The 12,307-nt window shown below is 66.7% G+C and carries 7 protein-coding genes; all 7 read left to right on the plus strand.

Features of this window, described 5'->3' with window-relative positions; all coding sequences use genetic code 11:
* Nucleotides 1–288 precede the first annotated feature (288 nt).
* The 7 genes from B2R83_RS00465 to B2R83_RS00495 all read left to right on the plus strand — a co-directional run bounded on the left by B2R83_RS00465 (nucleotide 289) and on the right by B2R83_RS00495 (nucleotide 12,305).
* On the plus strand, nucleotides 289–2,568 hold the full coding sequence (locus B2R83_RS00465; protein WP_292037688.1) for an ABC transporter ATP-binding protein: 2,280 nt from the start codon (nucleotides 289–291) through the stop codon (nucleotides 2,566–2,568).
* Nucleotides 2,569–3,036: a DUF1854 domain-containing protein gene (locus B2R83_RS00470; protein ID WP_292037689.1), complete on the plus strand. Its 468-nt coding sequence runs from the start codon at nucleotides 2,569–2,571 to the stop codon at nucleotides 3,034–3,036.
* Between the two features lie 60 nt (nucleotides 3,037–3,096).
* Nucleotides 3,097–4,164 carry an SDR family oxidoreductase gene (locus B2R83_RS00475; RefSeq protein WP_292037690.1) on the plus strand — a complete coding sequence of 356 codons (1,068 nt, stop codon included), beginning with the start codon at nucleotides 3,097–3,099 and terminating at the stop codon, nucleotides 4,162–4,164.
* Nucleotides 4,165–4,270: 106 nt separating this feature from the next.
* Nucleotides 4,271–4,807, plus strand: a complete 537-nt coding sequence (locus B2R83_RS00480; RefSeq protein ID WP_292037692.1) for a pyridoxamine 5'-phosphate oxidase family protein — start codon at nucleotides 4,271–4,273, stop codon at nucleotides 4,805–4,807.
* Between the two features lie 14 nt (nucleotides 4,808–4,821).
* Nucleotides 4,822–6,069, plus strand: coding sequence for a glycosyltransferase (locus B2R83_RS00485; protein ID WP_292037693.1), 1,248 nt, complete (start codon nucleotides 4,822–4,824; stop codon nucleotides 6,067–6,069).
* A 76-nt stretch (nucleotides 6,070–6,145) separates the two neighbouring features.
* On the plus strand, nucleotides 6,146–8,713 hold the full coding sequence (gene uvrA / locus B2R83_RS00490; RefSeq protein WP_292037695.1) for an excinuclease ABC subunit UvrA: 2,568 nt from the start codon (nucleotides 6,146–6,148) through the stop codon (nucleotides 8,711–8,713).
* A 124-nt stretch (nucleotides 8,714–8,837) separates the two neighbouring features.
* The gene (locus B2R83_RS00495) at nucleotides 8,838–12,305 is read left to right on the plus strand and encodes a response regulator (RefSeq protein WP_292037696.1); all 3,468 of its coding nucleotides are present in this window, start codon (nucleotides 8,838–8,840) and stop codon (nucleotides 12,303–12,305) included.
* Nucleotides 12,306–12,307 lie beyond the last annotated feature (2 nt).

The raw sequence follows: 12,307 nt of genomic DNA on the forward strand, positions 1-12,307 counted from the left end.
CTGTTGCGCGCAAGCTTGGCGTTACCTTAAATTACCTGCCTGCTGCTACGGTACCCAAAGCCGGTTTCCCGCAGCGCACTTCATGTATACTCGCCGGCCCGACGCTTATCGGGTTGCTTCCTTTTCTGCCGGAACGCCACCTTCTGTCATCCAAAGGATACGCAGAAACGTTAAGCCTGTTTGTGGAACGCTTCACGTACGGGGGCATCCCGGCAATCCTGTGCCTTGCCAAGCCCCGCCGCTGTTTGTACCCCACCAGAACCAAATGCCTGATCTCGGGCGCAACACATGACAACTCAACAACCTGCTATTCCGTCGTCCCTGGCGGTCGCCGCCAATGTTTTGCCCGAACACTGGCAAAATGACGTTACGAAACAGCTTGCACCAGGGGAAAACGTTTTATGCAGCGTCGAGGTTGACCTCGATGCGAAATTACATTTCCGGAAGGGCCTGGTGGTGGTCACCAGCCGCCGTTTGCTGGCGAGAAGCCCGGGCGAAGACGCCTGGCGCGACTGGACTTACCGATCCGGCCTGCAGCTGCGCCACCACGACCATGCGGGTGTCGGCCATCTCGAACTGGTCGATCCAGAGGGCCGCCTGGGAGCCTGGCGCTTCACCCTGGGCCAGAACCTGGGTGCGATCCGGGTGGTCGACCATTTCAACGAACAGCTGAAAAGCGTCGTGACCGGCGTGCCGGTGACGCCGCCGGAGCAGCACACCTGCCCGAGCTGCAAGGCCCCGCTCGAGGCCGACGACGCCGAATGCGCGGTGTGCGCCAAGGTGCTGCACACCCCGCCGTCGACCTGGACCCTGTTCCGTTTGTGGCGCTTCGCCCGGCCCTACAAGGGACAGCTGCTGCTCGGTTTCCTCTTGATGGTGGGCTCGACCGGCGCGCACATGATCCCGCCGTATCTGACCAAGCCGCTGATGGACAACGTCCTGATCCCGTACCAGAACGGCCAAGTCATCGACACCTCGCTCGTCTATTTATATATGGGCGGCCTGTTCGGGGCGGCGTTGCTGGCCTGGGCGCTCGGCTGGGGCAAGACCTACGTGCTGGCGCTGGCCTCCGAGCGCATCAGCGCCGACCTGCGCTCGACCACCTATGAACACCTGCTGCGCCTGTCGCTGGAATACTTCGGCGGCAAGCGCACCGGCGACCTGATGTCGCGTATCGGCAGCGGCTCCGACCGCATCAGTGTCTTCCTGTCGCTGCACCTGCTCGACTTCCTGTCGGACGTCCTTCTGATCATCATGACGGGCGTGATCCTGTTCAGCATGAATCCCTGGCTGGCGCTGGTGACGCTTGTTCCGCTTCCCTTCATCGCCTGGATGATCCACGTGGTGCGCGACAAGCTGCGCACCGGCTTCGAGAAGATCGACCGCGTGTGGGGCGAGGTGACCAACGTGCTGGCCGATACCATCCCGGGCATCCGGGTGGTGAAGGCCTTCGCCCAGGAAAAGCGCGAAGCGGCGCGCTTCCGCGAAGCGAACAGGCACAACCTGGCCGTCAACGACAAATTGAACAAGGTCTGGTCGCTGTTCTCGCCGACCGTCTCGCTGCTGACCGAAATGGGGCTGCTGGTGATCTGGATCTTCGGCATCTGGCAGGTCTCGCGCGGCGACATCACGGTCGGCACCCTGACCGCCTTCATCGCCTACAGCGGCCGTTTCTACGTGAAGCTCGATTCCATGAGCCGCATCGTCTCGGTGACCCAGAAGTCGGCCTCGGCGGCCAAGCGCATCTTCGACATCCTCGACCACGTGTCGAGCGTGCCGGACCCGGTCAACCCGGTGAAGGTCGACAAGGTGGCCGGCAACATCGAGCTGCGCGAAGTCGGTTTCCGTTACGGCAACCGCGCGGTCAACCGCGGCATCTCGCTGAAGATCAAAGCCGGCGAGATGGTCGGCCTGGTCGGTCATTCGGGTTCCGGCAAGAGCACGCTGGTCAACCTGATCTGCCGCTTCTACGACGTGGCCGAGGGCGCGATCCTGCTCGACGGCCAGGATATCCGCACCTTCGCGGTCAGCGACTACCGCCGCCACATCGGCCTGGTGCTGCAGGAGCCTTTCCTGTTCTTCGGGACGATCGCCGAGAACATCGCCTACGGCAAGCCGGGCGCCACCCGCGAAGAAATCATCGCGGCGGCGCGCGCGGCCCACGCGCACGAGTTCATCCTGCGCCTGCCGCAGGGCTACGACTCGATGGTGGGCGAGCGCGGCCAGGGCCTGTCGGGCGGCGAACGCCAGCGCATCTCGATCGCGCGCGCGCTGCTGATCGATCCGCCGATCCTGATCCTGGACGAAGCGACGTCCTCGGTGGACTCGGAAACCGAGAAAGAGATCCAGAAGGCGCTCGACAACCTCGTGCAGGGCCGCACCACGATCGCCATCGCGCACCGCCTGTCCACGCTGCACCGGGCCGACCGCCTGGTGGTGCTGGACCGCGGCGTGGTGGTGGAAGAGGGCAGCCATGACGAGCTGATGGCGCGCGAAGGCGCTTACCACCGCCTCTACGAAGCGCAAGCGCGCAACGTGGACGGGGAACCGGACGACAAGGGTGATTGAATGAGCAGTACTTTCCAACTACGGCGCGACAGCTTCGGCAAGCTGGTGCTCACCACCGCCGAAGGTGAAGAACACGTCGGCGTCATTCCGGTGCGCGCCTTCCCGATCCAGGCGCCGACGCGCGGCATTTCGCTGGTGCGCGAGGGCGGCAAGGAAGTGGCCTGGATCGACGACCTGGCCGAGGTGCCGGAGCAGACCCGTGCCCTGATCCAGGAAGAGATCGAAGGCCGCGAATTCATTCCCGAAATCCTGGCGATCAAGAACGTGTCGAGCTTCGCCACGCCCTGCACCTGGTTTGTCAGGACCGACCGCGGCGACACCGAATTCGTGCTGAAGGTGGACGAGGACATCCGCCGCATCGGCGAAGCCTCGCTCTTGATCTCGGACAACCACGGCATCAACTTCCTGGTGCGCGACATGTTCCATATCGACAAGCACAGTCGCAAGATCCTGGACCGCTTCCTGTAAGACGACTCCATTCGTCCATCCGTGCTACCGTTTTTCCTTTGATACGGAAGGAAAACGGCAATGCAACGAACTGCACTGGTAGTGGGCGCTAGCGGGATCGGCGGGAACTACACGGCGAAAGCCCTGGTGGCGGACGGCTGGCAAGTCTACGGACTGGCGCGCCGTCCCGGCAATGATGTTCCGGGCGTGATCCCGGTCGCGGCCGACCTGCTCGACGAGGCAGGGCTGGCCGCCGCGCTGGCGGATGTCGCGCCCACCCATGTCTTCATCGCCACGTGGATGCGCCAGGCGACCGAGGCCGAGAACATCCGCGTCAACGCGGCCATGGTGCGTAATCTGCTCTCCAGCCTGTCGAGCAAGAAGTCGCTGCGCCACGTGGCCCTGGTCACCGGCCTGAAGCACTACCTCGGCCCTTTTGAGGCCTATGCCGCTTCCGGCACGCTGCCGGACACGCCGCTGCGCGAAAGCCAGCCGCGTCTGCCCGTCGAGAATTTCTACTATGCCCAGGAAGACGAGGTCTACGCGGCCGCCGAGCGCGACCGCTTTACCTGGACCGTCCACCGTCCGCACACGGTCATCGGCATGGCGGTCGGTAATGCGATGAACCTCGGCACCACGCTGGCCGTGTACGCCACCATCTGCAAGGAGACCGGACGTCCCTTCCAGTTCCCCGGCTCCGGCGCGCAGTGGAACGGCCTGTCCGACGTCACCGACGCGCGCATGCTGGCCAGGCAGCTGGTCTGGGCGGCCAATACCGACGCGGCGCGCAACGAAGCCTTCAACATCGTCAACGGCGACCTGTTCCGCTGGAGCTGGCTGTGGGGCCGCATCGCCGACTATTTTGGCGTCCAGGCCGCGGGCTTCAACGGCACGGTGCAGCCGCTGGAAAGCGCGATGGCGAACGACCATGCGCTGTGGCGCGACATCGCCGCGCGCCACGGATTGGCGGAAGCCGACCTCGATCGCCTGGCGTCGCCCTGGCACACCGACCTCGACCTCGGCCGCCCGATCGAGGTGATGACCGACATGGCACGCAGCCGCAAGCTCGGCTTCACGGCCTACCAGGCCACCGACGACTCCTTCTTCGACCTGTTCGGGCAACTGCGCACGGCGCGCCTGATCCCCTGAACCGTTCTTGTCCAGTGCGTTGAGTCCGAGTGTACGCGTGCTCACATACCGGAAGCCAGACCGCCGCTAGAGTCGTCTCATCCGCCAACTGCCCATTGGAGAACCCATGGATTCGATCAACCGCAACCAGCCGGAACAGAACCGCCTCGACCTCAGCGGCGAGCAGGCCGTGCAGCGCCTCAAGGACATGGCCGACGACGCCGACAGCTGCTTCTTCGTCACCCAGGGCGGCAGCGGCCCGAGCCGGGGCGTGCGCCCGATGAGCGTGCGCGAGGTGGACGACGCCGGCCAGCTCTGGTTCCTGAGCGCCAGCGACAGCCACAAGAACGCGGAGATCGCGGCGCACCCGGCCGTGAAGCTGTATTTCCAGCAGGGCGCGCATTCCGGCTTCCTCGAGCTCGAGGGCTATGCGGAAGTGATCACCGACCGCCAGCGCATCAAGGAGCTGTGGAACTTCATGCTCAAGACCTGGTTCACCGAAGGCGAGGACGACCCGCGCATCACCGCCATCCGCGTGATCCCGCGCCAGGGCTACTACTGGGACAACAAGCATGGCGACGCGGTGGCCGGCGCCAAGGTCGTGGTCGGCGCGGTGCTGGGCAAGACGCTCGACGATTCGATCGAGGGAACGCTCAGCTTCTGACGGGCGGCTTTTCGATGCCGCAGCTGCACTTCGTCGTCGTCACCATCGGCTCGGCCGGCGACCTGTTTCCCTTCATGCGCGTGGCGCTGGCGCTGCGCGAGGGCGGGCGCCGGGTCAGCATGCTCGGGCCGGTGCAGCATGCGCCTTTCGTGGAGCCGACCGGCCTGGCCTTCCACGGCCTGCCGGCCGACGAAGCGGTGCTCGACCATCCCGACCTGTGGCACCCGACGCGTGGCCTGGCCGTGGTGTGGCGCGCCACGCGCCCGGCGATGGCGCAGATTCCCGCCTTCGTGGCCGCGCTGCCGCAGGACGAGCAGGTCGTGCTGCTGGCGCATCCGCTCGCGCTGCCGGAAGCGGACCTGTGCCGTGCGCAGCGGCCCGGCCTGAAAGTCGCGGCAATCTACCTGGCGCCATCCAACCTGCCGACCGTGCATGACCCGCTCATGCTGGGGCCGTATCCGGTGCCGCGCTGGGTGCCGCTGGGCGCGCGCCGCTGGCTGTGGCGGCGCATCGGCAAGGCCCTGATCGATCCGGTTTCGCTGCCCGACGTGAACGCGGCGCGGGCTTCGCATGGGCTGGCGCCGGTTGCGAGCCTGATCGAGCACATCGTGCAGGTGCCCGACCTGTCCGTGACCCTGTTCCCCGAATGGTTTGCGCCGACCCAGCCAGACTGGCCGCAGCCTCTGGCGCGCGCCGGCTTTCCCTTGTTCGACCCATCGCCCCAGGCCGAGCTGTCGCCGCAAGTGGCGCGCTTCCTGCAGGAGGGGGCCAGGCCGGTGGTGTTCACGCCCGGCACCGGCAACCGCCAGGCGGCCCATTACTTCCGCTGCGCCCTGGACGCCTGCGCCCGGCGCGGCCTGCGCGCCATCCTGTTGACGCCGCACCGCGAGCAGCTGCCGGCCCAGCTGCCGACGCCGGTGCTGTGGCAGGATTACGTGCCGCTGCGCGCCTTGCTGCCGCACGTGGCGGCGCTGGTGCACCATGGCGGCATCGGCACCACGGCCGAAGCCCTGCGCGCCGGCACGCCGCAGCTTGTGGTGCCGCTGGCGCACGACCAGTTCGACAACGCGGCAAGGGTGAGGGCGCTGGGTGTGGGCGCCAGCCTGAAGGCTGCCCGACTGACAGCACGGCGGCTCGAGAAGCGGCTGGCAGAAGTTGTTGACAATAAAGATGTGAACGAAGCCTGCCGCAAGGTCGCCGCGCTATGCGGACCGGCGGACCTGGCGCCCATGTGCGAGCGCTTGGCCTCGCTTGTGCGCTGAACTGTTGCTGAACGCACGGACAATTTCTTGGACGTCGGCTGTAATACGGGATCGACCTCACGATGCCGGGGAAATCATGCGCGACAAGCCGACGGGCCACAAGCACGACCATTCTTCCACCGCCGGCGAAAGCCGCGCAGGCTACGTCCGGGTGCGTGGCGCCCGCGAACACAACCTGAAGAACGTCGACGTCGACATCCCGAGGGGCAGCCTGGTGGTGTTCACCGGCGTGTCCGGCTCGGGCAAGTCCTCGCTCGCCTTCGGCACCCTGTACGCGGAAGCCCAGCGCCGCTACCTGGAGTCGGTGTCGCCCTATGCGCGCCGCCTGTTCCACCAGATGCCGGTGCCCGAGGTCGACGAGATCGACGGCCTGCCGCCGGCGGTGGCCCTGCAGCAGCAGCGCGGTTCGCCCACCGCGCGCTCTTCGGTGGGGAGCGTGAGCACGCTGTCGAATTCCCTGCGCATGCTGTATTCGCGCGCCGGCGACTATCCGCCTGGCCAGGAACTCCTGTACGCGGAATCCTTTTCGCCGAACACGCCGGAAGGCGCCTGCCCGCAGTGCTCGGGCCTGGGCCGGGTCTACGAGGTGACGGAACAATCGCTGGTGCCGGACGATTCGCTCACCATCCGCGAGCGCGCGGTGGCCGCCTGGCCGCCGGCCTGGCATGGCCAGAACCTGCGCGACATCCTGGTCACCATGGGCTACGACGTCGATACCCCCTGGCGCGACTTGCCGAAGAAGGACCGCGACTGGATCCTGTTCACCGACGAGACCCCGACCGTGCCGGTCTACGCCGGCCTCACGCCCAAGGAAACGAAGGCGGCGCTCAAGCGCAAGGACACGCCCAGCTACCAGGGCACCTTCACCGGCGCGCGCCGCTACGTGCTGCAGACCTTCGCCAATACCGAAAGCGCCTCGATGAAGAAGCGCGTGGCGCGCTACATGGTCTCGACCGAATGCCCGCAGTGCCGCGGCAAGCGCCTGCGCCAGGAAGCGCTGTCGGTCACCTTTGCCGGCATCGACATCATGGAATTGTCGCGCATGCCGCTGGCGCGGCTCAGCGAGCTGTTGCAACCCTACGCGGCCGGCGAAGCGGCCAAGGACAAGACGCGCGCCAGGGAACACCCGGAACAGATGATCGTCACCCAGCGCATCGCCCAGGACCTGTGCGCGCGCCTGCGCGTGCTGCTCGACCTGGGGCTGGGCTACCTGGCGCTGGAACGCAGCACGCCGACCCTGTCGCCGGGCGAGCTGCAGCGCCTGCGCCTGGCGACCCAGGTGCGCTCGAACCTGTTCGGCGTGGTCTACGTGCTGGACGAGCCTTCGGCCGGCCTGCACCCGGCCGATACCGAAGCCCTGCTCGATGCGCTCGCACAGTTGAAGAGCGCGGGCAACTCGCTGTTCGTGGTCGAGCACGCGCTCGACGTGATCCGGCAGGCCGACTGGATCGTCGACGTCGGCCCGCAAGCGGGCGAGAAGGGCGGGCAGGTGCTGTACAGCGGCGAGCCCGGCGGATTGAAGAAGGTCGCCGACTCGCAGACGCGGCGCTACCTGTTCAACGAAGCGCCGTTGGAAAAACGCGCGCCGCGCCAGCCGGTCGGCTGGCTGCGCCTGGAGGGCGTGCGCCGCAATAACCTCGACGGGGTCAAGGCCGACTTCCCGCTCGGCGTGCTGACGGCGGTCACCGGCGTGTCCGGTTCCGGCAAGTCGAGCCTGGTCAGCCAGGTGCTGGTGGAGCTGGTAAGCAGGGCCCTCGGCCAGGGCGCGCCGGAGACCGATGCCCCGGAGGCCGAAGAACCGGGCCTGGAACAGGAAGCCGCCTTGCCGCTCGAAGGGCGCATCGTCGCCGGCATGGAGGGAATACGGCGCATGGTGCGGGTCGACCAGAAGCCGATCGGCCGCACCCCGCGTTCCAACCTGGCCACCTATACCGGCCTGTTCGACCAGGTGCGCAAGCTGTTCGCCGCCACGCCGGACGCGAAGAAGCGCCGCTATGACGCCGGCCGCTTCTCCTTCAACGTGGCCAAGGGGCGCTGCGAGCACTGTGCCGGCGAGGGCTTCGTCATGGTCGAGCTGCTGTTCCTGCCCAGCGTGTATGCGCCATGCCCGACCTGCGAAGGTGCGCGCTACAACGCCAAGACCCTGGAGGTGCGCTACCGCGGCAAGAACATCGCCGAGGTGCTGGGCATGACGGTGGGGGAGGCGATTGCGTTCTTCGAGGGCGAGCCGCTGGTGGAGCGCTCGCTGGAGGTGCTGCGTGAAGTCGGCCTCGATTACCTGCGCCTGGGCCAGCCGGCGACCGAACTGTCGGGCGGCGAGGCGCAGCGCATCAAGCTGGCGGCCGAGCTGCAGCGCGCCGGGCGCGGCAACACCCTGTACGTGCTGGACGAGCCGACCACCGGCCTGCACCCGCGCGATGCCGACCGCCTGGTGGCGCAATTGAACCGCCTGGTCGACGCCGGCAACACGGTGATCGTGGTCGAGCACACCATGCGCGTGGTGGCGGGCTGCGACTGGGTGATCGATGTCGGCCCGGGGGCGGGCGACGAGGGCGGCAAGCTGATCTGCGCCGGGCCGCCGCAAGAGGTGGCGCGCTGCAAGGCCAGCCGCACGGCGCCGTATCTTGCGACCCATCTCGCATAAAGGATTCGTCGGAATCTACTTTCTGTATTAAAAATTAAGATGTCGATCATTCATCCAATTGTGTGACGGAAAATACGACCATGCGTTACACTTGGGATATTTTTTTCCTAACTTTTCGTCACGCATGGCCGGCCCTTCCATCGATAATTCACAATTTCGCCGCATCCTGAGCCGCAACGTCGCCTTGCCGCTGGGATTGAGCGTCGTTACCGCAATCGTATTCGTCGCCCTGATCGCTTACCTGATCAATGCACTGAACCGGGTCGAGCACTCCGAGCGCGTCATCGGCAATGCGCAAGAGGTCAGCAAGCTTGCGGCCGACATGGAAGCCGGGATGCGCGGCTACCTGCTTGCCGGCGACGAGGCTTTCCTTTCACCTTATCTGCTCGCCCTGCAGCGCGTACAGAGCGGACTCGGATCGATGAGCGAGATGGTCGCGGACAATCCGGCCCAGATTGACCGGATCAAGCGCATCCAGGCCTCGCAGATGCAATGGAAGGCTTTCGCCGCCGAGATGATCGAACGGCGCCGCCGCAACGATCCGACCTACCTCGACGCCGTACGTAGCGGCCGCGGCAAGATCCTGATGGACGAGATCCGCCGTTCCTTCGACGACTTCCTCGACGTCGAGCGCCGCCTGCTGCGCGAGCGCAACGACGAGGCGCGCCGCGTCACGACCTGGTCGGTGGTCTCCTTCCTGCTTCTCAGCCTGCTGGTCGGTGGCGGCCTGGCCATGTTCGGGCGCCGCCAGCTGGTCATGCTGTCGAATTCCTACCAGGAGACGCTGGAGCACGAGGCCGAGCACAACGCCCAGCTGCGCCACCAGGACTGGCTGCGTTCCGGCCAGACCGAGCTGGCCGCGCTGAGCGCCGGCATCCATTCGCTGGAACCGCTGGCCGACGCCGTGCTGGGCTACCTGATCCGCTACCTGGACGGCGCGGTCGCATCCATGTACGTGAACGGCGAGGACGGCGTCCTGCGCCGCATCGGCGCCTACGGCTTCGCCTTCGACAAGGCCGACGACGCCCAGGTCATCATGCCGGGCCATTCGCTGGCCAGCCGCGCGGCGATCGAGGGCCGCCTGCTGGTGTTGAACGACCTGCCGGACGGTTACATCAAGGTGGCCTCGAGCCTGGGCGACGCGCCGCCGCGCCAGCTCCTGATCGCCCCGGTGCACAACCACGGCAAGATCAAGGGCGTGATCGAGATCGGTTTCCTGCATCCCGTGACCGCGCGCGACCGCGAGTTCATGGAACTGATCGCCCCGGCGGTCGGCGCCTCGATGGCGGCGGTGCTGTACCGCCTGCGCCTGCAGCATGCGCTGGAAGAGACCCAGACCCTGAACGAGGAACTGCAGGTCCAGCAGGAAGAGCTGCGCACCGCCAACGAGGAGCTGGAAGAGCAGTCGCGCGCGCTGGAAGAATCGCAGACCGCGCTGGAAAACCAGCAGTCGGAGCTGCGCGCCACCAACGACCAGCTGGCCGAGCAGGCGCTGAACCTCGACATGAAGAACGCGGCCCTGACCGGCGCGCAGGACCAGCTGCGCCAGCGCGCGCTGGAGCTGGAACGCGCCAGCCGCTACAAGTCCGAATTCCTGGCCAATATGTCGCACGAGCTGCGCACGCCGCTCAACAGCTCGCTGATCCTGGCCAAGCTGCTGGCCGACAATGCCAGCGGCAACCTCAATGACGAGCAGGTGCGCTTCGCCCAGACCATCTACTCGGCCGGCAACGACCTGCTGCACCTGATTAACGACATCCTCGACATCTCGAAGGTCGAGGCGGGCAAGCTCGAGCTGGTGCCGGAAGAGGTGCCGCTGCGCCGCATGGTCGAGGGCCTGGCGCGCACCTTCGAGCCGCTCGCACGCCAGAAAACGCTCGAGTTCAGCGTGACGATCGACCCGAACGTGCCGGCCGCCATCACCACCGACCGCCAGCGCGTCGAGCAGATCCTCAAGAACCTGCTGTCCAACGCGGTGAAGTTCACCGATCGCGGCGCCGTCCGCATGACGGTGGGCGTGACGCCCGAGGGCTGGGTGCAGTTCGGGGTGCGCGACTCCGGCATCGGTATCGCCCAGGACCAGCAGGACAAGATTTTCGACGCCTTCCACCAGGCCGACGGCACCACCAGCCGCCGCTTCGGCGGCACCGGCCTGGGCCTGTCGATCTCGCGCGACCTCACCAACCTGCTGGGCGGCAGCCTGAACGTGTCGAGCCAGCCGGGCGAGGGCAGCCTGTTCACCCTGAGCCTGCCGCGCAGCGGCGCGGTGGCGGCCACCCCGCCGGCGGCGCCGGCCCTGAATGCCCCGCAGCCGGCCCCGCTGGCGACTCCGGCGCCGACCAGTGCTCCGGCATCGATGGAGCCGGCCGCCAGCTTCGCGGACGACCGCGACCTGCCTGCCGCAGGGACCCGTACCGTGCTGGTGATCGAGGACGAACCCGAATTCGCGCGCATCCTGTTCGACCTGGCGCACGAACTCGACTACCGCTGCCTGGTGGCGCTGAGCGCCGGCGAGGGCCTGGCGCTGGCCGCCAGCCAGAAGCCGGACGCGGTGCTGCTCGACATCCGCCTGCCGGACAGCTCCGGCCTGTCGGTGCTGCAGCAGCTGAAGGACAACCCGGCCACCCGCCACATCCCGGTGCACATCGTCTCGAGCATGGAAAACGGCGGCGAGGCCCTGCACCTGGGCGCGATCGGCTATGCGCTGAAACCCACCAGCCGAGAGCAGCTGGAAGAGGTGTTCCGCAAGCTGCAGGAAAAATCGAGCCAGAAGATCAAGCGCGTGCTGCTGGTCGAGGACGACGAGCGCCAGCGCGAGAGCGTGGTGCAGCTGATCGCCGACACTGATGTCGAGATCCGGGCGGTCGGCACCGGCGGCGACGCCCTGGCCCTGCTGAAGGAGCAGATCTTCGACTGCATGATCATCGACCTGAAACTGCCCGACATGCAGGGCGGCGAGCTGCTCGAGCGCATGGCCAGCGAGGAAGTCTGCTCCTTCCCGCCGGTGATCGTGTACACCGGCCGCAACCTGACCCGCGACGAAGAGGCCGAGCTGCTCAAGTATTCGCGCTCGATCATCATCAAGGGCGCGCGTTCGCCCGAGCGCCTGCTGGACGAGGTGACCCTGTTCCTGCACAAGGTGGAAAGCGAGCTCTCGTCCGAGCGCCAGACCATGCTCAAGGCCGTGCGTGGACGCGACCGCGTGTTCGAAGGGCGTACCATCCTGCTGGTGGACGACGACGTGCGCAACGTGTTCGCGCTGACCAGCGCGCTCGAATCGCGCGGCGCCAAGGTCGAGGTGGGCCGGAATGGCTTCGAGGCCATCGCCAAGCTCGACGAGGTGCCGGGCATCGACCTTGTGCTGATGGACGTGATGATGCCGGGCATGGACGGGCTGGAAGCGACCCGCCGCATCCGCGCGGACGGCCGCTTCGACCGCCTGCCGATCATCGCGATCACGGCCAAGGCGATGAAGGACGACCAGGAGCAATGCCTGGCCGCCGGCGCCAACGATTACCTGGCCAAGCCGATCGACCTCTCCCGCCTGTACTCGCTGATCCGGGTGTGGATGCCGACACTGGAACGCATTTGAGC

This window comes from Massilia sp. UBA6681 (assembly GCF_002454935.1).
Classification (GTDB): domain Bacteria; phylum Pseudomonadota; class Gammaproteobacteria; order Burkholderiales; family Burkholderiaceae_D; genus Telluria; species Telluria varians.